Annotated in this window: 22 protein-coding genes; 11 read left to right on the forward strand and 11 right to left on the reverse strand. The window is 61.0% G+C overall.

Annotation, left to right across the window (positions count from 1 at the left end):
• Positions 1-135 precede the first annotated feature (135 nt).
• Both oadA and V3314_RS03495 read right to left on the reverse strand, forming a co-directional pair.
• Positions 136-1,944, reverse strand: a complete 1,809-nt coding sequence (gene oadA, locus V3314_RS03490; RefSeq protein ID WP_046615348.1) for a sodium-extruding oxaloacetate decarboxylase subunit alpha — start codon at positions 1,942-1,944, stop codon at positions 136-138.
• 11 nt (positions 1,945-1,955) lie between these two features.
• Positions 1,956-3,371, reverse strand: a complete 1,416-nt coding sequence (locus V3314_RS03495; RefSeq protein WP_013974837.1) for an acetyl-CoA carboxylase biotin carboxylase subunit — start codon at positions 3,369-3,371, stop codon at positions 1,956-1,958.
• A gap of 189 nt (positions 3,372-3,560) precedes the next feature.
• Here V3314_RS03495 and V3314_RS03500 point away from each other — a divergent pair, with 189 nt between their 5' ends.
• Positions 3,561-4,523, forward strand: coding sequence for a LysR family transcriptional regulator (locus tag V3314_RS03500; protein WP_046615347.1), 963 nt, complete (start codon positions 3,561-3,563; stop codon positions 4,521-4,523).
• Here the strand turns inward: V3314_RS03500 and V3314_RS03505 are convergent.
• Both V3314_RS03505 and hexR read right to left on the reverse strand, forming a co-directional pair.
• Positions 4,465-4,683, reverse strand: a complete 219-nt coding sequence (locus V3314_RS03505; protein ID WP_080958475.1) for a hypothetical protein — start codon at positions 4,681-4,683, stop codon at positions 4,465-4,467. The two genes, V3314_RS03500 and V3314_RS03505, sit on opposite strands and share 59 nt — an antisense overlap.
• A gap of 212 nt (positions 4,684-4,895) precedes the next feature.
• Positions 4,896-5,762, reverse strand: coding sequence for a transcriptional regulator HexR (gene hexR / locus V3314_RS03510; protein WP_011536461.1), 867 nt, complete (start codon positions 5,760-5,762; stop codon positions 4,896-4,898).
• A 103-nt stretch (positions 5,763-5,865) separates the two neighbouring features.
• On the opposite strand from hexR, the gene zwf reads away from it, so the two are divergent.
• From zwf to V3314_RS03535, 5 genes are all read left to right on the forward strand, one after another.
• Positions 5,866-7,308 carry a glucose-6-phosphate dehydrogenase gene (gene zwf / locus V3314_RS03515; RefSeq protein ID WP_085601080.1) on the forward strand — a complete coding sequence of 481 codons (1,443 nt, stop codon included), beginning with the start codon at positions 5,866-5,868 and terminating at the stop codon, positions 7,306-7,308.
• Positions 7,309-7,396: 88 nt separating this feature from the next.
• Positions 7,397-7,711, forward strand: a complete 315-nt coding sequence (locus V3314_RS03520; RefSeq protein WP_046615345.1) for a hypothetical protein — start codon at positions 7,397-7,399, stop codon at positions 7,709-7,711.
• Between the two features lie 130 nt (positions 7,712-7,841).
• Positions 7,842-10,028: a DNA helicase II gene (gene uvrD, locus V3314_RS03525; RefSeq protein WP_085601079.1), complete on the forward strand. Its 2,187-nt coding sequence runs from the start codon at positions 7,842-7,844 to the stop codon at positions 10,026-10,028.
• A 255-nt stretch (positions 10,029-10,283) separates the two neighbouring features.
• Positions 10,284-11,138, forward strand: a complete 855-nt coding sequence (locus V3314_RS03530) for a TIM44-like domain-containing protein (protein WP_013974842.1) — start codon at positions 10,284-10,286, stop codon at positions 11,136-11,138.
• Between the two features lie 114 nt (positions 11,139-11,252).
• Positions 11,253-11,660, forward strand: coding sequence for an SMI1/KNR4 family protein (locus V3314_RS03535; protein WP_085601078.1), 408 nt, complete (start codon positions 11,253-11,255; stop codon positions 11,658-11,660).
• A gap of 197 nt (positions 11,661-11,857) precedes the next feature.
• Here V3314_RS03535 and V3314_RS03540 read toward each other — a convergent pair whose 3' ends face one another.
• Positions 11,858-13,618, reverse strand: coding sequence for a cation:proton antiporter (locus tag V3314_RS03540; protein WP_338459926.1), 1,761 nt, complete (start codon positions 13,616-13,618; stop codon positions 11,858-11,860).
• A gap of 342 nt (positions 13,619-13,960) precedes the next feature.
• On the opposite strand from V3314_RS03540, the gene V3314_RS03545 reads away from it, so the two are divergent.
• Complete coding sequence (locus V3314_RS03545) at positions 13,961-14,446, forward strand: acyl-CoA thioesterase (protein WP_003260046.1); 486 nt, start codon at positions 13,961-13,963, stop codon at positions 14,444-14,446.
• Here the strand turns inward: V3314_RS03545 and pdxY are convergent.
• Positions 14,443-15,315: a pyridoxal kinase PdxY gene (pdxY, locus tag V3314_RS03550; protein WP_135001761.1), complete on the reverse strand. Its 873-nt coding sequence runs from the start codon at positions 15,313-15,315 to the stop codon at positions 14,443-14,445. The genes V3314_RS03545 and pdxY overlap by 4 nt on opposite strands.
• Before the next feature lie 120 nt (positions 15,316-15,435).
• On the opposite strand from pdxY, the gene V3314_RS03555 reads away from it, so the two are divergent.
• A complete protein-coding gene (locus V3314_RS03555; RefSeq protein ID WP_015272369.1) occupies positions 15,436-15,828 on the forward strand; it encodes a DUF3301 domain-containing protein in 393 nt (130 codons plus the stop codon).
• Here V3314_RS03555 and V3314_RS03560 read toward each other — a convergent pair whose 3' ends face one another.
• Genes V3314_RS03560 through zigA form a run of 3 tightly spaced genes read right to left on the reverse strand, consistent with a single transcriptional unit; the run spans position 15,829 to position 18,669 of the window.
• Entirely contained in the window at positions 15,829-16,797 is a 969-nt protein-coding gene (locus tag V3314_RS03560) for a CobW family GTP-binding protein (protein WP_046615341.1), read from the reverse strand.
• A 40-nt stretch (positions 16,798-16,837) separates the two neighbouring features.
• A complete protein-coding gene (locus tag V3314_RS03565) occupies positions 16,838-17,464 on the reverse strand; it encodes a DUF1826 domain-containing protein (RefSeq protein WP_196187863.1) in 627 nt (208 codons plus the stop codon).
• Positions 17,461-18,669 (reverse strand): zinc metallochaperone GTPase ZigA, encoded by a 1,209-nt coding sequence (zigA, locus tag V3314_RS03570; RefSeq protein WP_085601073.1) that lies wholly within the window; start codon positions 18,667-18,669, stop codon positions 17,461-17,463. Before zigA ends, V3314_RS03565 begins: the two co-directional genes overlap by 4 nt.
• Positions 18,670-18,791: 122 nt before the next feature.
• On the opposite strand from zigA, the gene folE2 reads away from it, so the two are divergent.
• Positions 18,792-19,697 (forward strand): GTP cyclohydrolase FolE2, encoded by a 906-nt coding sequence (folE2, locus tag V3314_RS03575; RefSeq protein WP_338459927.1) that lies wholly within the window; start codon positions 18,792-18,794, stop codon positions 19,695-19,697.
• Here the strand turns inward: folE2 and V3314_RS03580 are convergent.
• On the reverse strand, positions 19,681-20,208 hold the full coding sequence (locus tag V3314_RS03580) for a DUF3617 domain-containing protein (protein ID WP_015272374.1): 528 nt from the start codon (positions 20,206-20,208) through the stop codon (positions 19,681-19,683). The two genes, folE2 and V3314_RS03580, sit on opposite strands and share 17 nt — an antisense overlap.
• Positions 20,209-20,340: 132 nt before the next feature.
• Between V3314_RS03580 and cls the strand changes: the two genes are divergently transcribed.
• Positions 20,341-21,780, forward strand: a complete 1,440-nt coding sequence (cls, locus tag V3314_RS03585) for a cardiolipin synthase (protein WP_046615337.1) — start codon at positions 20,341-20,343, stop codon at positions 21,778-21,780.
• A gap of 140 nt (positions 21,781-21,920) precedes the next feature.
• On the opposite strand, the gene cfaB is transcribed toward cls, so the two are convergent.
• Positions 21,921-23,105, reverse strand: coding sequence for a C17 cyclopropane fatty acid synthase CfaB (gene cfaB, locus V3314_RS03590; RefSeq protein ID WP_338459928.1), 1,185 nt, complete (start codon positions 23,103-23,105; stop codon positions 21,921-21,923).
• A 208-nt stretch (positions 23,106-23,313) separates the two neighbouring features.
• Between cfaB and lpdA the strand changes: the two genes are divergently transcribed.
• On the forward strand, positions 23,314-24,714 hold the full coding sequence (gene lpdA, locus V3314_RS03595) for a dihydrolipoyl dehydrogenase (RefSeq protein WP_085601070.1): 1,401 nt from the start codon (positions 23,314-23,316) through the stop codon (positions 24,712-24,714).
• Positions 24,715-24,791: the final 77 nt, after the last annotated feature.

Raw genomic sequence — 24,791 nt, forward strand, 5'->3', positions numbered from 1 at the left:
ACACCCAATTTATGCATTTTAGTGCAGATTATGAAGGCTTTGGCGCCAGTCATCTGCACTAAACTGCATATCCTTCCATAAAAAAGGGGAGCATCCGCTCCCCCGAGGTAAACCGCCAGTAGATGAGGGCTTATCTCAGCCCTCGATCTCGATCAGGATCTCGCCCGGTGTCACGCGGTCGCCCTTGGCCACGTGGATGGCCACGATCTTGCCAGCGATACCCGCCTGCACTTCGGTCTCCATCTTCATCGCTTCGGTGATCAGCACAGCCTGCCCGGTCTTGACCATGTCGCCTTCCTTGACCAGCACATCGACGATGTTGCCCGGCATGGTGGTGCTGACGTGGCCCGGGGCACTGGCCTGCTTGCGCTTGCTGCTGCCGCCACCGACGAATTCGTTGAGCGGCTCGAACACCACTTCTTCCGGCATGCCGTCGATCGACAGGTAGAAGTGGCGCTTGCCTTCGGCCTTCACGCCCACACCGGTGATGTCGACGCGGTAGGTTTCGCCGTGCACGTCGATGACAAACTCGGTCGGTACTCCTTCACCGCTGTTGGACGCTACTGCGCCCGCTTCAGGAATTGGCAGCAGGATTTCAGGGGTCAGAGTGCCGGCTTCGCGCTCTTCGAGGAACTTGCGACCAATGTCCGGGAACATGGCGAAGGTCAGCACGTCTTCTTCGCAACGGGCCAAGGCGCCGATATCGGCACGGAGCTTGGCCATTTCCGGCTTCAGCAGATCGGCCGGGCGTACGTCGATCACTTCTTCGCTGCCGATCGCCTGGCGGCGCAGCTGCTCGTTGACCACACCCGGGGCCTTGCCGTAACCGCCTTGCAGGTACAGCTTCACCTCGTTGGTGATGGTCTTGTAGCGCTCGCCGGCCAGCACATTGAAGAACGCCTGGGTGCCGACGATCTGCGAGGTCGGGGTCACCAGCGGCGGGAAGCCGAGGTCTTCACGCACGCGCGGGATCTCTGCCAGCACCTCGTTCATGCGGTTTAGGGCGCCCTGCTCCTTGAGCTGGTTGGCCAGGTTGGAAATCATGCCGCCCGGTACCTGGTTGACCTGTACGCGGGTGTCCACAGCGGTGAACTCGCTTTCGAACTGGTGGTACTTCTTGCGCACGGCATAGAAGTACAGGCCGATTTCCTGCAGCAGCTCCAGGTCGAGGCCGGTGTCGAATTCGCTGCCCTTGAGCGCGGCAACCATCGACTCAGTACCCGGGTGGCTGGTGCCCCAGGCGAAGCTGGAGATGGCGGTGTCGATGTGATCGGCGCCGTTCTCCACAGCCTTGAGCTGACACATGGCGGCCAGGCCGGCAGTGTCATGGGAGTGGATGAACACCGGCAGCGACTGCTCTGCCTTCAGTGCCTTGACCAGTTCGCCGGTGGCGAACGGGGTCAGCAGGCCGGCCATGTCCTTGATCGCGACCGAGTCGCAACCCATGGCTTCCATCTGTTTGGCCTGGTTCACGAAAGCTTCGATGGTGTGTACGGGGCTGGTGGTGTAGGCGATGGTGCCCTGGGCGTGCTTGCCGGCAGCCTTGACCGCTTCAATGGCAACGCGCAGGTTACGTACGTCGTTCATGGCATCGAAGATGCGGAACACGTCGATACCGTTGACCGCTGCCTTGGCGACGAACGCCTTTACCACGTCGTCGCTGTAGTGGCGGTAGCCCAGCAGGTTCTGGCCGCGCAGCAGCATTTGCAGGCGGGTGTTGGGCAGCGCCGCGCGCAGCTTGCGCAGGCGCTCCCACGGGTCTTCCTTGAGGAAGCGCACGCAGGCGTCGAAGGTGGCGCCACCCCAGACTTCCAGCGACCAGTAGCCGACCTTGTCGAGCTTGTCGCAGATCGGCAGCATGTCTTCGGTACGCATGCGGGTGGCCAACAGGGACTGGTGGGCGTCGCGCAGGATCGTGTCGGTTACGTGAATTTTCTTGGACATTATGGGGTTCCTCACAGGCCTGCGTGGGCGGCGATGGCGGCAGCGATGGCCAGGGCCAGCTCTTCGGGTTTGCGCTTGATCGAGTAGTTGGTCAGTTCAGGGTGGCTTTCGACGAAGCTGGTGTTGAACTGGCCGCTACGGAATTCCGGATTGCGCAGGATTTCCTGGTAGTACGCGGCGGTGGTCTTCACCCCTTGCACGCGCATGTCGTCCAGGGCCCGCAGGCCGCGGTCCATGGCTTCTTCCCAGGTCAACGCCCACACCACCAGTTTCAGGCACATGGAGTCGTAGAACGGCGGAATGGTGTAGCCGGTGTAGATCGCCGTGTCGGTACGCACGCCCGGGCCGCCGGGGGCGTAGTAACGGGTGATCTTGCCGAAGCTGGGCAGGAAGTTGTTCTTCGGGTCTTCGGCGTTGATGCGGAACTGCAACGCGTAACCGCGGTGCTGGATGTCTTCCTGCTTGACCGAGAGCGGCAGGCCCGAGGCAATGCGGATCTGCTCACGGACGATGTCGATACCGGTGATTTCCTCGGTGATGGTGTGCTCCACCTGCACTCGGGTGTTCATTTCCATGAAGTACACCTCGCCATCGGCGAGCAGGAACTCCACGGTACCGGCGTTCTCGTAGTTGACCGCCTTGGCCGCACGCACCGCCAGGTCGCCGATGTAGGCGCGCTGCTCGGGGGTGAGCTGGGGGCTCGGGGCAATTTCGATGAGTTTCTGGTTGCGGCGCTGGATCGAGCAGTCGCGCTCGAACAGGTGCACGACGTTGCCAAAGCTGTCACCGAGGATCTGCGCCTCGATGTGCTTGGGGTTGACGATGCACTTTTCCAGGAACACTTCCGCGGAACCAAAGGCCTTGGTAGCCTCGGAGATGACGCGGGGGAAGTTCTGTTCCAGTTCTTCACGGCTGTTGCAACGGCGAATACCACGGCCGCCACCACCAGAGGTGGCCTTGAGCATGACCGGGTAACCGATGCGGTCACCTTCGCTCAGGGCTTCGTGAATATCGGCAACGTTGCCTTCGGTACCCGGAGTTACCGGTACACCGGCGGCGATCATGGTGCGACGCGCTTCGGTCTTGTCGCCCATGCGGCGAATGACCTCGGCGGCCGGGCCGATGAACTTGATACCGCGCTCGGCGCAGATCTCTGCCAGTTCAGCGTTTTCCGACAGGAAGCCATAGCCCGGGTGCAGGGCATCACAGCCGGTTTCCACAGCCAGGTTCACCAGCTTGCGCGGGTTCAGGTAACCGGCCAGCGGCTCGGCACCAATGCTGTGGGCTTCGTCGGCGCGCTTGACGTGCAAGGCGTGACGGTCGGCATCGGAATAGATCGCGACAGAGCGAATGCCCATTTCGGCGCAGGCACGGACAATCCGAACTGCGATTTCACCCCGGTTGGCGATCAGGATTTTTTTTATCACTGGAGTCTTCCCAAAGCCGTAGGAACAGTCGAGCCGGTTCTACCGGTCGGCGCGTGACCAGACGTTGCTGGCCAGTCGCACATTCACCCTAGCGCTGTAGGTTGATAAACAAAAATCAATATTTGTTAGGGGCTGTATTAGCAAAAGCTTATAGTGCGGTAACAAGGTGTTGCCAAAGGGCGGACAAAAATGCGTAAGTCCTTGATGCGTATGACTTTGCGTCAATTACAGATCTTCAACGAGGTGTGCGATTTGCGTTCGTACAGCCGTGCGGCGGAAGAGATGGCGCTGACGCAACCCGCCGTAAGTCTACAGATCCGCCAGCTCGAAGAGCTGATCGGCCAGCCGCTGTTCGAGTACGTGGGCAAAAAACTCTACCTGACTGAAGCTGCCGAGGCCCTGCAACGCGCCAGCCGCGATATCTTCGGGCGCCTGGAGAGCCTGGACATGCAGTTGTCGGACATGCAGGGCTCATTGCAGGGGCAGTTGAAACTGGCTATCGAATCCAGTGCCAAGTACTTCGTGCCACACCTGTTCGCGGCCTTCAAGCAGCGTCACCCGGAGGTCAACCTGACCCTGACGGTGGTCAATCGCGCCCAGGCCATCCGCCGCCTTTCGGACAACCGCGATGATCTGATCATCATGTCCATGGTGCCGCAGGACATGGGCCTGGAGTTTCTGCCATTCCTCAACAACCCGATCGTCGCGGTGGCGCCGCCCGAGCACCCGTTGTGCAAGCTGGAACAACTGCGCCTGCAGGACCTGGAGCCTCATACCCTGCTGGTCCGCGAACAGGGTTCGGGCACGCGCAAGGCTTGCGAGGAATACTTCAAGGACAAGCGCGTGCATTTCACCCAGACCTTGGAGGTGGCTTCGGCCGACGCCCAGCGCGAGTGCGTGATTGCCGGCCTTGGCATTGCCATGCTTACCCGCCATGCGGTCAACCTGGAGCTGGCCACCGGGGTGCTGAGGGAGCTGCCTGTGGAGGAACTACCGCTGTACCGCAGCTGGTGCGTGGTGCAGTCCAAGGCCAAACGGCAGTCGCCGGTGGCCTTGGCCTTCCTGGCGTTCATCCGTAGCGAACGTGCGCTGATCAGCGCACTGGTTGAGCGTTTTTCGGGGAAGCTGCTGCCGACGCCTGCCAGACCGTGAGCTCTCGCAGCTCGGGGTAGTCCACGAGTTCGCGAAGCAGTTGACGTTGGTCGCAATAGCTCTCGATCGCGCGGCGGTATTCCATGCGGCGCTGATCCTTTTCCTGCTGCTTGCGAGCCTTGGCGCTGGGTTGGTACGTACCGTCGAAGTCACGAGCCATTGCCTGTCTCCCTGATAGGATGCGGGGAGTTTCAGACTGGCCTTGATGGTTTACGGTTTGGCTGTGGAATGGTGACAAAACCGTGAATTTTTACTGCCTGTGCTGGCCCATTCGCGGGCTCGCCCGCTCCCACAGGTACTGTGCACCTGTTGAAATTGGCGCAATCCCTGTGGGAGCGGGCAAGCCCGCGAAGAGGCCAGTGCAGGAAGAATTCAGTCGTCGGTAGCCTTGATCGACTTGGGCGACAAGCGCAGGCTGCGCAAGCTGCGCTTCACGCTCTTCAGGTGGTTGACCAGGCTCGGCCCGCGCGCCATGGCCACGCCCATGGCCAGCACGTCGATCACCACCAGGTGGGCAATACGCGAAGTCAGCGGGGTGTAGATTTCGGTGTCTTCATGCACGTCGATCGCCAGGTTGACCGTCGACAGCTCCGCCAGCGGGGTCTGGCTGGGGCACAGGGTAATCAGGTTGGCGCCGCTCTCACGGACCAGGTTGGCAGTGATCAGCAGGTCCTTGGAACGGCCCGACTGGGAAATGCATACCGCCACATCACCCGGCTTCAGGGTCACCGCCGACATCGCCTGCATGTGCGGGTCGGAATAGGCTGCCGCGCTGAGCAGCAGCCGGAAGAACTTGTGCTGGGCATCGGCCGCTACCGCACCGGAGGCGCCAAAGCCATAGAACTCCACGCGCTGCGCCTGGGCCATGGCGGTCACTGCCTGCTGCAGCGCCTGCGGGTCCAGGTGCTCGCGCACTTCCATAAGGGTGTGCAGCGTGGTGTCGAAGATCTTCAGGCTGTAGTCGGCGACCGAGTCGTCTTCATGGATAGCGAACTGGCCGAAACTGGCTCCCGCAGCCAGGCTTTGCGCCAGCTTCAGCTTCAGGTCCTGGAAGCCCGAGCAACCGATCGCGCGGCAGAAACGCACGATGGTCGGTTCGCTGATACCCACGCTGTGCGCCAGGTCGGCCATGGAGCTGTGCATGACGGCAGCCGGGTCGAGCAGCACGTGGTCGGCTACTTTAAGTTCCGATTTGCGCAGCAGGTGGCGCGATTGGGCGATATGTTGCAACAGATTCACAGGCTGGACTCGGTTATGATCGGCTGGCCGGGTTGTAGCTTTCTTGTAGTTATACTACATGGACGCCAACCCGCCCAGTTAAACGAACGTGGAGAGTGGTGGTTTGACTATTCCTTGCGACATTCTGGTCTTCGGCGGCACCGGCGATCTGGCCCTGCACAAATTGCTTCCGGCGCTCTACCACCTGTTTCGCGAGGCCCGTTTGAACAACGCCGTGCGGATCATCGCGCTGGCACGACGCAACCTGCCACGTAACGATTATCTCAAGCTTGCCGAGCGCCATTGCCGGGCACAGATTGCCCGCAACGACTTCGACGAAGAGGTCTGGCAGCGGTTTTCAGCACGAGTCGACTATTTCGCCATGGATGCTTCGCAAAGCGCCGATTTCGGCCGCCTGGCGCGCTACCTGGGCGAGCCCGGCGGCTTGACGCGCATCTTCTACCTGGCCACCGCTCCCAACCTGTTCGTGCCTATTGCCAAGCACCTGCATAACGCCGGCCTGGCCGACGCCGAAGCGCGCATCGTGCTGGAAAAGCCGATCGGCCACTCGCTGGAATCGGCTACCGCCATCAACGAAGCGATTGGCGCAGTGCTGGAGGAAAACCAGGTATTTCGCATCGACCACTACCTGGGCAAGGAAACCGTGCAGAACCTCATGGCCCTGCGTTTTGCCAACGCCCTGCTGGAGCCGGTGTGGCGCAACAACCAGGTCGACCACGTGCAGATCAGCGTATGCGAGACCTTGGGGGTAGAGAACCGCGGCGCCTACTACGACCGCGCCGGGGCGACCCGCGACATGCTGCAGAACCACTTGCTACAGCTGCTATGCCTGGTGGCCATGGAGCCCCCCGCGCAGTTTGAAGCCGAAGCGGTGCGTGACGAGAAGGTGAAGATTCTGCGGGCCCTCAAGCCCATCACTGGCCAGGATGTGCAGGACAAGACCGTACGCGGCCAGTATGGCGCCGGGCGCATCGGCGGCCAGGAAGTGCCGGCCTATTATTTCGAAAAGGACGTCGACAACGACAGTGACACCGAGACCTTCATCGCCATCGAGGCGCACATCGACAATTGGCGCTGGGCGGGCGTGCCCTTCTACCTGCGTACGGGCAAGCGCATGGCACGGCGCTCATCGCAGATCGTCATCCAGTTCAGGCCGGTGCCCCACGAGCTGTTCAACGGTGGCCAGGTCAACCAGCTGCTGATCCAGTTGCAACCGGACGAACGCATCAGCCTGCGCATGATGACCAAGAGCCCGGGCAAGGGCATGCGCCTGGAACCTGTGGACCTGGATCTGAACCTGGCCCAGGTGTTCAGCCAGACCCGCCGCTGGGACGCCTACGAGCGCCTGCTGCTGGATGTACTGGAGGGCGACTCGACGCTGTTCATGCGCCGCGATGAAGTGGAAGCGGCCTGGGCCTGGATCGACCCGATCATCAAGGGCTGTGAAGAGCACTTCCAGGCACCGCGCCCGTACCCGGCAGGCAGTAACGGGCCGGAGCAAGCCAACAGCCTGCTGGCCAGGCACGGCAGGCACTGGCATAGCTGAAGCACTGCCCTGCTCCCGTGTCAGGCGAAAGGGCAGAAAGTAGCCCCAGCGCGCTGGCGCTACTTTCAACCCTAGACAGGAGCAGACAATGGCTACTATCACCAACCTCGTTGCAATCAACGACATCGCCCACGGCAAGCAGGTTTTCAGGGTTCATGGCACGGTTACGGTCGCCTCCCCGGCCATCGAACCGGTACTGGTCGAGCCCAAGGTGCGCCACAGGGGTGGCTGGGAAGTGCTGGAGCTTCAACTGCTGGATAGCGGCGCAATCACACCGCAGGTGCTGACGGAAAAAACCGTGGTCTTCGAACGTGCAGGCGGCACTGGCTGGAAAACCGTGGAGATAATCCATGCCGACAGTTCGCAGCGCTGCGAAATTCGCACCATCGAGGCGATTGACTGAGCCGCTGCCGGCCAGGTCGCCCGAGCGGTGGCCTGGCACCTGCCATCAGCTCGATGAACGGGCATGCGGCAGGTGAATATTTATACAGTGGAGGTTTGCCCCATTTCCTGCCGCGCCCTAGAATGGCCCGATGCGCACAGACGACCTCTCCCTCCTGCTGAATTCCCTCAACGATGCCCAACGCCAGGCCGTAGCGGCCACGCTCGGGCGTCAACTGGTGCTTGCTGGCGCCGGTTCCGGTAAAACCCGCGTGCTGGTGCACCGCATTGCCTGGTTGATCCAGGTGGAGCAGGCATCGCCGCACTCGATCCTGTCGGTGACCTTCACCAACAAGGCTGCGGCAGAAATGCGCCAGCGGATCGAGCAACTGCTGGGCATCAACCCGGCAGGCATGTGGGTCGGCACCTTCCACGGCCTGGCCCATCGCCTGCTGCGGGCCCACTGGCAGGAAGCACGGCTGGTGCAGAACTTCCAGATCCTCGACAGCGACGACCAGCAGCGCCTGATCAAACGGGTGATGCGCGAGCTGGGCCTGGACGAGCAGAAATGGCCGGCACGCCAGGCCCAGTGGTTCATCAACGGGCAGAAGGACGAAGGCCTGCGCCCACAGCATATCCAGGCCGGGGGCGACCTGTTCCTGTCGACCATGCGCGACGTCTATACCGCCTACGAGCAAGCCTGCGAGCGCGCCGGGGTCATCGACTTCTCCGAGCTGCTGCTGCGCGGCCTGGACCTGTGGCGCGACCATCCGGGCCTGCTGGAGCACTACCAACGGCGCTTCCGCCACGTGCTGGTGGACGAGTTCCAGGATACCAACGCCGTGCAGTACGCCTGGCTGCGCCTGCTGGCGCGCGGCGGTGACAGCCTGATGGCGGTGGGCGATGACGACCAGTCGATCTACGGCTGGCGCGGTGCCAAGATCGAGAACATTCACCAGTACACTGCCGACTTCCCCGACGCCGAAATGATCCGCCTGGAGCAGAACTACCGCTCCACCGGCGGCATCCTCAAGGCTGCAAATGCGCTGATCGCCAATAACAGCGGGCGCCTGGGCAAAGAGCTGTGGACCGACATGGGTGAAGGCGAACCGCTGACCCTGTATGCGGCCTACAACGAGCATGACGAAGCGCGCTACGTGGTAGAAACCATCGAGAGCCTGGTCAAGCAGGGCAATGCACGCAACGAGATCGCCATTCTGTACCGTTCCAACGCCCAGTCACGGGTGCTGGAAGAAGCACTGCTGCGCGAACGCATCCCCTACCGCATCTACGGTGGCCAGCGCTTCTTCGAGCGCGCGGAAATCAAGAACGCCATGGCTTACCTGCGGCTGATCGAAGGCCGTGGCAACGATGCCGCCCTGGAGCGGGTAATCAATGTGCCGCCACGTGGCATTGGCGAAAAAACCGTCGAAGCCATCCGCGAGCACGCCCGCCACAGCCAGCTGTCGATGTGGGAGGCCATGTGCCAGCTGCTCGCCGCCAAAGCCCTGAAAGGCCGCGCCGCCAGTGCCCTGGGTGCGTTCATCGAGCTGATCGAGGGGTTGGCTGCCAAGGTCGTGGACATGCCACTGCATACCATGACCCAGACCACCATCGAGCAGTCCGGGCTGATCATCTATCACCAGGAAGAAAAAGGTGAGAAGGGCCAGGCACGGGTAGAAAACCTTGAGGAACTGGTCAGCGCAGCGCGCAACTTCGAGTCCACCGACGAAGACGCCGACCTCTCGCCACTCTCGGCATTCCTCGGCCACGCCTCGCTCGAGGCAGGCGATGCCCAAGCCGACGAGCATGAAGACAGCGTCCAACTGATGACCTTGCACAGCGCCAAGGGCCTGGAGTTCCCGTATGTGTTCCTGGTGGGCATGGAAGAAGGCCTGTTCCCGCACAAGATGAGCCTGGAAGAGCCTGGCCGCCTGGAAGAGGAACGCCGCCTGGCTTATGTGGGCATCACCCGCGCCATGCGCCAGCTGGTCATGACCTATGCCGAAACGCGTCGCCTGTATGGCAGCGAAACCTACAACAAGGTTTCACGTTTCGTACGCGAAATTCCGGCGGGCCTGGTTCAGGAAGTGCGCCTGTCCAACAGTGTCAGCCGCCCGTTCGGCGGTGCAAAGACCGCCACGAACAGCAACCTGTTCGCAAATGCCAGCATTCCGCAGACCGCCTTTACCCTGGGCCAGCGTGTGCAGCATGCGGTGTTTGGCGAGGGTGTGATCCTGAACTTCGAAGGCTCCGGCGCCCAGGCGCGGGTGCAAGTGAATTTTGCCGAAGGCAGCAAGTGGCTGATGCTGGGGTATGCCAAGCTCGAGGCTATCTAAAAGCCTGCGCAGGTCCTTGTAGGAGCGGCCTTGTGTCGCGATAGGGCCGCAAAGCGGCCCCACCATAGTGGCATTGACGCTGATATCTTGGGGCTGCTTCGCAGCCCTTTCGCGACACAAGGCCGCTCCTACAGGTCCGTCAAAAGCATGTTGTAACACTCAGGCAAAAGCTAGAAACATTATGTCGCTGGTCATGTGCCCGGGAACCTGTGCACCATGACGCGCGTGCAATCCACAACAGGGGATATCCCACTTATGCAACGTTTTCTTAGCATCGCTCTGGCGCTCTGCGTCGGCCTGACGCTGAGCCTGGACGCCAACGCCAAGCGTTTTGGCGGCGGCAAGAGCTCGGGCTCCGCGCCTATTCACCAGACCCGCCAGGCCACGCCAACCACGCCTGCCGCCGCGCCGACCGCACCTGGCCGTGCCGCTCCGGCCGCCAGCGGTGCTTCGCGCTGGTTGGGCCCTCTGGCCGGCCTCGCCGCAGGCGGCCTGCTGGCTTCCATGTTCATGGGCGACGGTTTCGAAGGTTTCCAGATCATGGACTTCCTGATCGTGGCGCTCATCGCCTTCCTGGTGTTCCGCTTCATCGCAGCGCGCCGTCGCCAGCAGCAGCCACAAATGGCCATGCCGGGCCATGCGCCGATGCAGCGTGAAGCTCACGCACAGCCTGCCCAGCCATCGATCTTCGGTGGTTCGGCTGCACCTGCTGCCGCAGCCGCACCGGTGATCAATGCCCCGGCCTGGTTCAACGAGCAGAACTTCCTGGCTGCTGCCCGTAACCACTTCCAGGCGCTGCAGCAGCACTGGGACGCTAACGAGATGGACAAGATCGCCGAGTTCGTCACCCCTCAGATGCTCGAGTTCCTCAAGCGCGAGCGCGCTGAACTGGGTGATGGCTTCCAGTCCACCTATATCGACAACCTCGAGGTGCAGCTGGACGGTGTCGACGACCGTGCCGACCGTACTGACGCCACCCTGACCTTCCGTGGCGTGTCGAAGAACTCGCGCTTCGACCAGGGCGAAGTGTTCAGCGAAAGCTGGCACATGGTCCGCGCCCAGGGCGAAAACCAGCCTTGGCTGGTGGCCGGTATCCGTCAAAACGGCTAACCGCTGCGTGCTGCACAAAAAACCCCGGGCCTGCCCCGGGGTTTTTGCTTTTGCCAGAGTGGCCTACTAGGGTATAACGCGCAGCGTTGTCATCTAGGTCAGAGGAAGTGAACCGTGGAAGAAGTGATCGAGCAACTCCGTGAAGCCAATGAGCCAGTGCCGGTGCCCCTTGAGCTTCCCGATGAGGACCAGCTGGTCGAGATCGAAGAAGAGCTGTTCATCAACATTCCGTTCGTGTTCAAAGAGTTCCTGCTGACCGTCAGTGACGTGGTGTATGGCTCACTGGAGCCGGTGACCGTTACCGACCCACAGTCGCATACCTACCTGCCAGAAGTCGCCGCCAACGCCTGGGATGCCGGCGTACCACGTGACCTGATTCCACTATGCCAGGACGGCGACAACTACTACTGCGTCGAAGAGGATGGCACCGTGGTGCTGTGGGATGCCGAAGAGCAAATCGTCGGTGAAGACAGCTGGGAATCGGTGTGGCACTGGGCGCGGGATGTCTGGTTGGAGAGCTGATTTCGATCTCTGATCTGGTGCTGCTTGTGCCGGCCTCTTCGCGGGTTTACCTGCGTAGAGGCCGGCACAGAAATGGGAATTTATGGCCTAATGCCACTGGTATAGTTAAGATCGCCAGGCTTTCTGCGCATGACGACATCGCTACCGCTCCATCCCCTCGGACGACGGTGAAATCTTGCGCAGGGAGCATTGCCCCTTCAGTGCGTATTCTCGCGGCTGTTCTCCAGCGTCTCCAGCAAGGCAATCTGCATGCGCGTATGCACGCGGATAAACCAGCGCCACAGCAAGGCCACCACCACCGCAGCCACCACGGCAATCACCAACAGCAGCTCGCTGGTCGGCAGAATGCTCGCCGACAGCGCCGACAGCAGCAGGAAAATTACCAGCAGCGACAAAAGCGGGATTACCTCGGCAATCACACGGCGCACCCGCTGGGTATGCCGCCCGGCCGTTTCCGGCTTGACGCCCATCTCTGCCAGTAGCATCGACAGCGCCTTGAGCTTGCGATAGGCAGCAATCAGGAATGGCAACGACAGCAATAACGCTGCGCCCCAGATCAGTGCTTTCTGTCGGCTGACATCGCTGACCCACTCGCTGAGCCAGTTACCGATACGCCCGGCGAAATAGCCACCACTGAAGAAGATGGCGATCACCAGCGCCAGGTTCACCCCAACCTGCAACAGGATGCGCCGGATCATCGCCGCGAGCATGGCGCCCTCGCCCTGCGGCTGGATGCTGCGCAACCATTCGCCATACAACGACAGCACCCGCGCCAGACGGCTGGGCACTACCTTGCCCAGCTTGAGCGACAGCGGGTCGGCGGCACGGATCAGGTAGGGTGTCAGCAGCGTGGTGATTGCGGATACAGCCACCGCCACCGGGTAGAGGAAGTCGCTGGTCACCTGCAGGGTCATGCCCAGCGCGGCGATGATGAAGGAAAACTCGCCAATCTGCGAAAGCCCCATGCCCACTCGCAGCGATGTACGCCCGTCATTGCCGGCAATGAACGCGCCCATACCGCACGAGAGCATCTTGCCCATCACCACCGCCAGGGTAATGACCACGATCGGCCAGGCATAGTCGATCAGCACCTGGGGGTCGATCATCAGGCCGATGGCGACGAAGAAGATGGCGCTGAACAGGTCGCGTACCGGTTCGATCAGGCTCTCGATCTTCAGCAACTGGCGCGACTCGGCCATGATCGCGCCAATCAGGAAGGCGCCAAGCACCATGCTGTACTCGAGCTTCACCACCAGCAGGCAGAAGCCGAAGCACAGGCCCAATACGGTTATCAGCAGCATCTCGTTGCTTTCGAACTTGGCCACGTAGGCCAGCAGCCGCGGCACCAACAGGATGCCGACGACCAGCGCGACGATCATGAACAGCGACAGCTTGCCGACAGTGGAGAACACCTCGCCCGAGCTGACCGTACCGCTGACGGCGATGCCCGACAGCAGGGCAATGATGCCGATACCGAGGATGTCCTCGACGATCAGCACGCCGAATATCAGCTGGGCGAAACGCTCGTTCTTCATTTTAAGGTCATTGAGCGCCTTGACGATGATGGTGGTCGAGGAAATCGCCAGGATGGCGCCGAGGAACAGCGAATCCATGGTGTTCCAGCCGAACCAGCGGCCAATCTCGAAGCCGATCCAGATCATCAGCACGATTTCCAGAAACGCCGCGATGAACGCCGTGGCGCCTACCTTGAACAGCTTGCGCAGGCTGAATTCGAGCCCCAGGCAGAACATCAGGAAAATCACCCCCAGCTCGGCGAGGGTCTTGATGGTGTCTTCGTCGTGGATCAGGCCGAACGGTGGAGTGTGCGGGCCGATGATGAAGCCGGCGACGATGTAGCCCAGCACCACAGGCTGCTTGAGGCGGTGAAAGAGAATGGTGACCACGCCAGCAACCAGCATGATGACTGCCAGGTCCTGGATAAAGCTGATGGCATGCATGGCGTGATACTCCTTTTCTCGTCCGTTGCCGGGTGCCTGGGCAGACCGCTCCTCCGCCAAGGCAACCCTGAGCGAGCAGCAAGTACATACTGTTTTAATGCAGGAAAAGCCCATGTTGCATGGGTGTAGTCAGGTTAACATCGCACCCCGCCGCAAAAAGGCGGTGCAATATGCAGAAACAGATCGGCTGGAAAAGCGCCGGTGATGGCATGATCGGCGTGACGATGGAGCGTCAGCCAACGTCCCGTACCAGGAAGGCAAATTCAAAAGAGGGGAACAGAAGTGTCTGCAGATAATGCCCCCCATTCGCCCGATTCAGCGCAACCTCACCGTGAGCACACTATGGAACCTGGAAACGCCCAGCTGAGCATGACCGTCCTGATGACCCCGGACATGGCCAACTTTTCTGGCAACGTACATGGCGGCACACTGCTCAAGTACCTCGACGAAGTGGCCTATGCGTGCGCCAGCCGCTATGCCGGCAGCTATGTAGTCACCCTGTCGGTCGACCAGGTGATCTTCCGCGAGCCCGTGCACGTGGGTGAACTTGTGACCTTCCTGGCATCAGTAAACTACACCGGCAACACCTCGATGGAGGTGGGCATCAAGGTGGTGACCGAGAACATCCGCGAGCGCTCGGTGCGCCATTCCAACAGTTGCTTCTTCACCATGGTCGCGGTCGACGACAACCGTCGCCCGGTGCAGGTGCCGCCGCGCCAGCCGCAAAGCAGTGAAGAAAAGCGCCGCTTCCTGCAGGGCCAGCAGCGCCGACAGATCCGCCAGGAGCTGGAAAAACGCTACCAGGATCTGAAAACCGACGCGATTTAAAGCGCCAGCAGCTGTGCCTCGAAGCGCACCCTTGGGTGCGCGATGCGGTCCTGGGCCCGCACCAGCTGCAGTTCATAGCTGGCACAGGCCTGGGTTTCCAGCAGCACTTCGTGTACCGCCGCAGCGGTGAATTCGAACGCCTGCACCCAGCTGTCGCCAAGCAGGGCTCGGGCCAGGAACAGGCCTGAAGTCAGGTCCCCCACCCCTACCGGCTGCCGCGGGAACGCCAGCAGCGGGCGGCGCAGGTGCCAGCTTTGCTCGGCGGTCACCAGCAGCATCTCAAACTGATCTTCGGCGCGTCCGGGGTAGGCCAGGTGCTTGACCAGCACCACCTGCGGCCCGCGCTGCAGCAGGCTGCGCGCCATGTTCACGCAGTCCTCCAGCGACTGCGCTCGGCGGCCACAGAAGCTGTCCAGCTCCAGCTGGTTGGGGCACAGGATGTCAGCCCTGGCGGCCGCCTCGTCGAGCAGGAACTCGCTGACTTCTGCTGGCACGATGCAGCCCTTCTCCGGGTGCCCCATGACCGGGTCACACAGGTACAAAGCCTTTGGGTTCACCGCCTTGATCCGCTCGACGCCGGCCAGAATCGACCGACCTTGTTCGGCACTGCCCAGGTAACCGGACAACACCGCGTCGCAATGTCCCAGCTCGCCGATGTTGGAAATGCCTTCCACCAACGCAGGAATTTGCGCAGGGGCAAGCACTTCACCTGCCCACTGGCCATACTGTGTGTGATTGGAGAACTGCACGGTATTGAGCGGCCACACGTTGACCCCGATGCGCTGCATGGGAAACACCGCGGCGCTGTTGCCGGCGTGGCCGAACACCACGTGGGACTGAATGGCGAGCAAGTGCGGGGTACGTTTCATGCGGGAGGTTTCCAAAGCTGTTTCAGGGATTGTGCGCAACGCAGTATGAACTTGATTGCCACCTGTACGACAGGCCAGGGACGCAGTTAAGCTGGATCGACCTGTTTGGAGCATATGCAAATGTTGACCCTGGAAAACCTCTTCGTCCTGATGCTGGTCGCCACTGCAGGCGCCTGGTTGTGGCACAACCATGGGTTGCGCGAGAAAGCCCTCGAACGGGTCAAACAGCATTGCGCCAAGCTAGACCTCGAACTACTCGACGACGCGGTCGCGCTCAAGCGAATCGCCTTTGTCCGTGACGCCAACGGCCGCAAGCGCCTGGCGCGCGTCTACGCCTTCGAGTTCACCGTCACGGGCGAACAGCGCCACCCCGGTACCGTGACCCAGTTCGGCGCCCACAGCGTGCAGATAGAACTGGCGCCCTACCCGTTCGAGATCAAGACCCCACCGCGCACCGACAATGTCATCGAGATGCAGCAGTGGCGCCAGGAGCACAACCGCTGGCGCAATTGATCAGCTGACACGACATTCGCTCAACCCGGCCTGCAGCACTGATTGCGATTGCGGCTGGTCGAAAATCAGCTCGATACGCGTATCCCTGCGCCAGTCGCTGGGCTGCCAGGCGGGCATGTCCCCATTCAGGCCATTGAACGACTGCCAGCCCTCCACGCTGTGGATAACCCCCTTGGCGCGCCGCCATGGCCAAGTGCGCAAGAATGCCTGCAGCCGTTGTGGATAAAACTGCTGGCCAGGGTGCCATCGCCAGCCAATGCTCCAACCCCCCTCTCCCTGCTGGGCAAGACAGATAGGCTGGCCGGGATCAGCCCATAGCGCCGGTGGACTTAGAAGATTGTCGGTAATCCTGTTATCCACAACCAAGCTGTCGACCATGCCATGGGTTACATCGGGAAGGTCCGACAAGGGCAGCTTCCCTTGTACGGTCCAGAATATTTTCTTCCCGGATAATTTATTATTTATCAATGACTTATATTTTTCATCCACAACCTCGGATTTGTTCAAGACAATCCAATCAGCAGCATCGAACGCCTGCCGTTGAGCCTCCGGAAGCTGCTCGTTCCGGACCATGGACTGTGCGTCCACGACCATCAGTAATGGCTGTATTTTCAGCACGCCAGCCCAAGGAGGTTGTTGCAACTGAGCAAGCAACTGCAAAGGATGACCCAGCCCGGACGGCTCGATGAACAGCCGGTCAGGGCGGGACTTGCGCAGCAGTCGACCCAGGCCCACCTGGAACGGCATGCCATTGACGCAGCACAGGCAGCCACCTGCGACCTCACCGATGGCGATGCCGTCCTCGTCACGGCTTAGCAAGGCCGCATCCAGGCCTACCAGGCCGAATTCGTTGATCAATACAGCCCAGCGCTCATTGGCCGGGCGCTGGGCCAGCAGATGGCGGATCAGGGTGGTTTTGCCGGCCCCCAGCGGGCCGGCAATCACGTGAGTTGGAATGTTCTGCAACATGGGGCAGCTTCGGGCGATGTTGATGCCTCACTATGCGCCGTCAGGCCAGCCAGTCAAGGCTGAGCAGCAGGCGCCCCAGCTGCCCCGAGGGCGAACGATGCACCAGGCCCGCACCTTCGTTGCCCTGCCACTTTTCACCTTTGAGCACCGCCACCTCGCCAGCTTGCAAGTGCTGTACGTTATCCACAGGCGGCACTGCTGTGTGTAAGTCACCCCGAGGGCTCGCGTCCTCTTTCAACCACTCGCTACCTGGGCCAGCGTAGGTGGTGAGCAGGCGCAGCGGAACGTTATCCACATGGAAGCGCGGGCACATGGGACCTGTCAGTACCCGCAGGCGCAGACCGACCCGCTGCGCACCCACCAGGCAGGTATAGGCCGCCACCAGCCAGGCAACATCCGACACGAATGCCTCATAGCCGTGCAAGTCGGCCGCTTCGCGCAAGAGTTCGGTGAATACCGGCATGCGCTGCTCGTCCACATCGATGATGCGGTGGTCAGCCAAGGGCTGGCCAAGGCTGACCACCAGCGCGGCAAAGTCCTCCAGTTGTGGCGGCAGACGTCGTCGCCATACCGCCAGGTTCACGCCATCCTGCAGCACATCGGTCAGTACCTGCGGTGTCTCGCCAAATACCTGGAAAATATCCACAGGCTTGCGTGCAGGGTTCATGCTGCGGCCTCCTCATGCCATGGACCAAACGGATCGGGCAGGCGCAACCAGCCCATGTGCCCCAGCTCCATTTCCTGATCGGTCAAAAGGCATGCATCGAGTTCTGTGGATAATTTTTCGAAGTCGATATTCTGTCCGATGAACACCAGTTCCTGCCGGCAATCACCGCTCTCGGCAACCCAGTTCTTCAAGATCGCGGCGGTGTTATCCACGTCCTGTGGCCACTGCTCGCGCGGCACGAAACGCCACCAGCGGCCCGCCAGGCCATGGCGCATCATGCCGCCTGCCTGCGACCAGCTTCCGGCTTCCTGGTATTTGCTGGCCAGCCAGAAAAAACCTTTCGAACGCAACAGTCGGCCATTGCTCCAGGGCGTGTGGATAAAGTCGAAAAAGCGCTGTGGATGAAGGGGCCGCCGGGCCTGCCAGGTGGTGGCGGCAATGCCGTACTCTTCGGTTTCCGGCACATGCTCGCCACGCAACTCCTGCAGCCAGCCCGGTGCCTGAGCAGCCTGGTCGAAGTCGAACAGGCCGGTATCGAGGATGCGCTCCAGCGGTACCCGGCCCATGACCATGGGCACGATCTGCGCCCGGGCATTGAGGCTGCGCAGAATGGCCATGAGTTCTTCGCGCTCGTGCTGGCTGATCAGATCGATCTTGCTCAGCAACAGTACATCGGCGAACTCGACCTGTTCGATCAGCAAGTCACTGATCGAGCGCTCGTCCTCCTCACCCAGGGTTTCGCCGCGGCTGGCCAAGCTGTCTGCTGCCTGGTAATCACGTAGGAAGTTCAGCCCATCGACCACGGTGACCATGGTGTCCAGGCGCGCCATGTCGGACAAGCTGCGGCCCTGTTCGTCCCGGAAGGTGAAGGTCTCGGCCACCGGCAGTGGTTCCGAGATCCCCGTGGACTCGATAAGCAGATAATCGAAGCGCCCTTCTTCGGCCAGCCTCGCGACTTCCTCAAGCAGGTCTTCACGCAGCGTGCAGCAGATGCAGCCATTGCTCATCTCCACCAACTTCTCCTCGGCACGGTTGAGGCTCACGTTGCGCTGCACCTCGCTGGCATCGATGTTGATTTCGCTCATGTCATTGACGATGACCGCAACCCGCAGGTTGTCGCGGTTACGCAGTACATGGTTGAGCAAGGTGCTCTTGCCGGCGCCAAGGAAGCCGGACAGCACGGTGACAGGGAGACGGTTGGACATGGCGAAACCTCTTCAGGCGAGCGCATTCGAAACGATGCATTGCACAATGTTATAAAGTAACAATACAATTTCGCCAAGCCGTTCTCGATGGACGCGTGCTCCTCCTCTGTTTGGAATGCCAAATGACCCAGCTCAAGCTCCCCGACATTGCCGCACAAACCCAGAAATACGCCTTGCCTTTGAACTGGGTGGGCATGTGCGGGATCGCCCAACCTGTGCAATTCGAAGGGCGCACAGCAGCTGCTACTGTCGACGCAGGCGTTAGCCTGGTAGACGGAAGCTCACGCGGTATCCATATGTCACGGCTTTATCTCGCCCTGGAGTCTTTGGAGCACCAACCCCTGTCGCCGCTCACAATACGCAAACTGCTGGCTGACTTCCTGAGCAGCCACGAAGGCCTTTCTTCCGCAGCCTATTTGCGTCTGCGCTTCGAGCATCTGCTGAAAAGACCTGCTTTGATCAGCCCATTGGAAGGTTGGAAAAGCTATGCCGTCGCGGTCGACGCAAAAATCGAAAATGAAATGTTCCACGTGGAACTATCCGTTTCCATCCCTTACTCCTCGACCTGCCCGTGCTCGGCCGCACTTGCACGTCAGCTGATTCAGCAGCAGTTCCAAGCGCATTTCAGCGCCGAGCTGGTCGATAAATCAGCGGTACTACAATGGCTTGGCAGCGCCGAAGGCATCGTAGCGACGCCCCATAGCCAACGTAGTTACGCGCAAATTCAGGTAAGGCTGCGCAGCAATCAGCAGGTTCTGCCAATCACCGAGCTGATCGACCGCATAGAAGCAAGCCTTGGGACAGCGGTGCAGACCGCAGTCAAGCGCGCAGACGAACAAGCCTTTGCCTTGGCCAACGGCCAGAACCTGATGTTCTGCGAAGACGCCGCGCGTCGCCTGTACAAGGCGCTACGGCAAATAGAATGGAGCACGGCTTTCAAGCTGCGCGTGGAACATGCAGAAAGCCTGCATGCCCACGACGCTGTCGCGGCAAGCCAGTGGCAATGGGACGTCAGCTGCGCGGCTTGACCGAGCCGCAGTCATTGCCCAACCACACGGCACGGGTGTTCATGCTGCCTTGCTGCTGTACACCCGACGCGTTGAACGTACCGTTGACCTGGGTAGTGAATTCCCGGTCACTGAGGAAAGTCGCCTGACCGCTGCCCTGCGCTTTGGGGCAGCTGAATTGAAACTTCCACACATTGCCGGTGCGATCGGTGATCTTCTGGGTACAGCCTGACTTCGGATCCTGCAGCGGGATATCGTTGGTTGCCACCTGTTCTGGCGTGAGGCACGAGCGCACCCCCTTACCCCCAACAGTCACCCCCTGTTTGGCCAGCACCCCTTCCATCATCGCGCGCTGCTCCGGCGGCAGGTTCTTCAACTGGCCGAGCATGAACTCCATGTCAGGTAACGGCTTGCCATCGACCTGCATGTTGCTGGTGGTCAGCTCCCACAAGCCAGGCTGCAACATCTGAGCATGCACCAGCGGGCTGCTCACACCTAGGGCCAACGCCAACAGTGGCAGACGAATCTTCATGGACGAACGCTCCTGAAAAAAAGCCGGCCAAGCGGGCCGGACTGAGCCTTAGACGCCAAATCAACCTGCAGGTTGCAAGGCGGACCGGGAACGTGTTCTGTTACTCAAGTGTACTCGGCAAGCAGGATGCATATGGACTACCACAGCCCCTACTTCTTCGGTTATCTACTCGGCCTGGTTCACCTGCTGGGTATTGTCGCCGCACTGCACGCATTGTTCACCGTGCGCACAGCCCAAGGCGCCATCGCCTGGGCAATGCCGTTGTTTTTCATCCCCTACCTAACCCTGATCCCTTACCTGATCTTCGGTGCGCGCTCGTTCTATGCCTACATCAAGGCCCGGCGCCAAGCTAACCAGGAAATGCATGTAGCCATGGCCAACCTCAACTGGCGGCCTTGGGTAGAAGAAGCACTTACCGCCCGTGAGTCGGAGAGCTATGCGGCGTTGCGTGCCATGCCCAAGCTCGGGCGCATGCCCTGTCTTGCCAATAACGAGGTGAAGCTGCTGATCGATGGCAGGGCCACATTCGACGCAATATTCGCAGCCATCGAAAAAGCCCGCGAAGTGGTGCTGGTACAGTTCTTCATCATCCATGACGACAGCGTAGGCAAAGCGCTGCAACAACTGCTGCTGCGCAAGGCCGCCGAGGGGGTGCAGGTGTTCGTGCTGTATGATCGCGTCGGCAGCCATGCCTTGCCGGCAAGCTACAGCCAACTGCTGCGCGACGGCGGTGTACAGATTCATGCCTTCGCAACCCGTCGTGGCTGGTTCAACCGCTTCCAGGTGAACTTCCGTAACCACCGCAAGATCGTGGTGGTGGATGGCCTGCTCGGTTTCATCGGCGGGCACAACGTGGGCGATGAGTACCTCGGTGGCCACCCGCAGCTCTCACCCTGGCGCGACACCCATGTGCAGATCAGCGGGCCGGTGCTGGCCTGCCTGCAGGAGTCGTTTGCCGAGGACTGGTACTGGGCCACACGCCAGCTACCGCCCCTGATTCTGCCGGACGCCTACCCGGACAACGGCGTGCTGTGCCAAGCCTTGGCCAGCGGCCCGGCCGACCCACAGGAAACCTGCTCGCTTTTCTTCCTTGAGGCGATCCATTCAGCCACCCGCCGCGTGTGGATCACCAGCCCGTACTTCATCCCCGACGAGGCAGTGTTCGCCGCGTTGCGTTTGGCGGTACTGCGTGGGGTCGATGTGCGAGTGCTGATTCCGTCACGCCCAGACCATCGCATCGTCTATGCCGCGTCCAGCCTTTTCGCCTTCGAAGCGGTACGTGCAGGTGTACGCATGTTCCGCTACCAACCGGGCTTCCTGCATCAGAAAGTGGTTCTGGTGGATGACGATGTCAGCGCGATCGGCAGTGCCAACCTGGACAACCGCTCTTTCCGCCTCAACTTCGAAATTACCCTGCTGACGGTTGACCGCGGCTTTGCAGACCAGGTCGAAAACATGCTGAACAATGACTTTGAACAGGCACGGGAAATTACCGCGGAGGACAGCCGTGATACTCATCGGCTGCAGCAACTGGGGATGCGGATTGCTCGGCTGATTTCGCCGATTCTGTGAAGCGTACGCGACCTCGCAAGATATCGCCGCCCTTGTGAGAGCGGGTTTACCCGCGAAGACGTCAGTAGCTGTACCGACGCATTCGCGGGTAAACCTGCTCCCATAGGGTATGGTGCCGCGCTTGCGCGCTCTTGAGCACTTCAGCGATACAAGTCTTCACGCGTCCAGGGCAGATCATGGTGGCCATCGGCGTAAGGCTTCACGGCCAGGATCTGATGCAGGTTGATCCAGCCCTTCTGGAAGGCATAGGCACACCCGGCCAGATACAAGCGCCAGATGCGCAAGGTCTTCTCGGGCACCAGCGCCGCCGCCTTGTGCAACTGGTTCTCCAGGTTCTCGCTCCAGTGGTGCAAGGTCTTGGCGTAGTGCAAACGCAGGCTTTCCACGTCTACCACCTCCAGCCCCGCCTCACAGATGCTGGCACTGATCATCGACAGGTGCGGCAGCTCGCCATGGGGAAACACGTAGCGATCGATGAACTCACCAGCGCCACGCCCGACCGGGCGGCCATCGACGTGCTTGGCGGTGATACCGTGATTCATCACCAGGCCGCCTTCCCTCACGGCACCGAACAGCTTCTGGCTATACAGCGCCAGGTTGGCATGCCCGACATGCTCGAACATGCCGACGCTGACAACCTTGTCGAAGCGGCCATCCTGAGGCAGGTCGCGGTAGTCGAGAATCTGCAGGTCGACCTTCTCAGCCAGCCCCTCGGCCTTCACCCGCTCACGGCCGAGCTTGAGCTGCTCCTTGCTCAAGGTGATACCAAACACCTTGGCGCCATACTCACGAGCAGCGAAACGCGCCAGCCCGCCCCAGCCGCAGCCTACGTCGAGCAGGTATTCACCCGCTTCCAGGCGCAGCTTGCGACACAAATGATCGAATTTGTCCTGCTGTGCCTGATCCAGCGTGTTGTCCGGCTCGCGGAAGTAGGCGCAAGAGTAGGCCATGTCCTGATCCAGCCATAGCTGGTAGAACGCATTGGAAACATCGTAATGGTAGGAAATGGCTTCGGCGTCGGTGCTCTTGTCATGGGCCAGGCGCTGCGGTGGGGTTTCGTCCTCTTCGGTCAGCAACGCTTCGCTGAGCTCATCGCATACGCGGATGGCTTCACCAATATCGCCCTCCAGCTCCAGCTTGCCCTCGACGAATGCCGTGCCCAGCTGGTCCATGCTCGGGTGGCTCAACTGGCTGATCAGCTGTGGCTCCTTGACCAGGATAGTGACCTGCGGGCTAGGCCCCAGATCGAACTGGTTACCGTCCCACAGTTTCAGCCGCAGCGGCAGATGCAGGCTCTGCAGTGCCGGTGGAAGTTGCGCAAGCATGAACGACCCTCCTGTCCGTATTTGGCCACGACGCCTGATATTTCGAACGTCGCCGGATCAGAGTAGTTCATTCGTGGGATGTTTCCTCTAAACGAGACCATGGTCTAGAGCCGACTGATCTTATCCCCACATCAGATTGTATACAATTTTTGCATCTCAGCTTAACCTTGTGCCCTCTCTTGTGCTTCTTCATCCTGGAGTTGAACCCATGAAATCCTATGACGTGGTGATCATCGGCGGTGGCCCTGGCGGTTATAACGCAGCCATCCGTGCCGGCCAGCTGGGCCTGAGCGTAGCCTGCGTGGAGGGCCGCTCCACCTTGGGCGGCACCTGCCTTAACGTGGGTTGTATGCCCTCCAAGGCGTTGTTGCATGCTTCCGAGCTGTACGAAGCCGCCATTGGTGACGAGTTCGCCCACCTCGGTATCGAAGTCAAACCTACCCTCAACCTCGCCCAGATGATGAAACAGAAGGACGAGAGCGTGACCGGCCTGACCAAGGGCATCGAGTACCTGTTCCGCAAGAACAAGGTCGACTGGGTCAAGGGCTGGGGTCGCCTGGACGGCGTCGGCAAGGTGGTGGTGAAGGCTGAGGACGGTAGCGAAACCACACTACAAGCCAAGGATGTGGTCATTGCCACCGGCTCCGAACCTACGCCCCTGCCGGGCGTGATCATCGACAACCAGCGCATCATCGACTCGACTGGCGCGTTATCGTTGCCACAGGTGCCCAAGCATCTGGTCGTCATCGGCGCCGGCGTGATCGGCCTCGAGCTGGGTTCGGTATGGCGCCGCCTGGGCAGCCAGGTCACGGTCATCGAATACCTCGACCGCATCTGCCCGGGCACTGACGAAGAAACCGCCAAGACCCTGCAGAAGGCCTTGGCCAAGCAAGGCATGGTGTTCAAGCTGGGCAGCAAGGTGACACAGGCCAGCGCCGGCGCCGATGGCGTTAGCCTGACCCTGGAGCCGGCCGCCGGCGGCACCGCAGAAACGCTGCAGGCTGACTATGTACTGGTCGCCATCGGCCGCCGCCCCTATACCAAAGGGCTGAACCTGGAAAGCGTGGGCCTGGAGACCGACAAGCGCGGCATGCTCGGCAACAATCACCACCGCACTTCCGTGCCGGGTATCTGGGTGATTGGCGACGTCACCTCCGGCCCGATGCTGGCGCACAAAGCCGAAGACGAAGCGGTTGCCTGCATCGAACGCATCGCCGGCAAGCCTCACGAGGTCAACTACAACCTTATCCCTGGTGTGATCTACACCCGCCCGGAGCTGGCTACCGTGGGCAAGACCGAAGAGCAGCTCAAGGCCGAAGGGCGTGCCTATAAAGTCGGCAAGTTCCCGTTCACGGCCAACAGCCGCGCCAAGATAAACCATGAGACCGAAGGCTTCGCCAAGGTCATCGCCGATGCCGAGACCGATGAAGTGCTGGGTGTGCACCTGGTAGGCCCAAGTGTCAGCGAGATGATCGGCGAGTTCTGCGTAGCCATGGAGTTCTCGGCCTCGGCGGAAGACATCGCCCTTACTTGCCACCCCCACCCGACCCGCTCCGAGGCCTTGCGCCAGGCAGCGATGAATGTGGACGGGATGGCGATGCAGATCTGATGCGAGATAGCCGGGGGCTTCCTTACTGCCCATCGCGACAAGGCCGCTACAGGAAAACGAGATTCCGTAGCGGCCTT

Source organism: Pseudomonas sp. TE3-3-F2023, assembly GCF_036784815.1.
In the GTDB taxonomy this organism is placed as follows: Bacteria; Pseudomonadota; Gammaproteobacteria; order Pseudomonadales; family Pseudomonadaceae; genus Aquipseudomonas; species Aquipseudomonas pudica.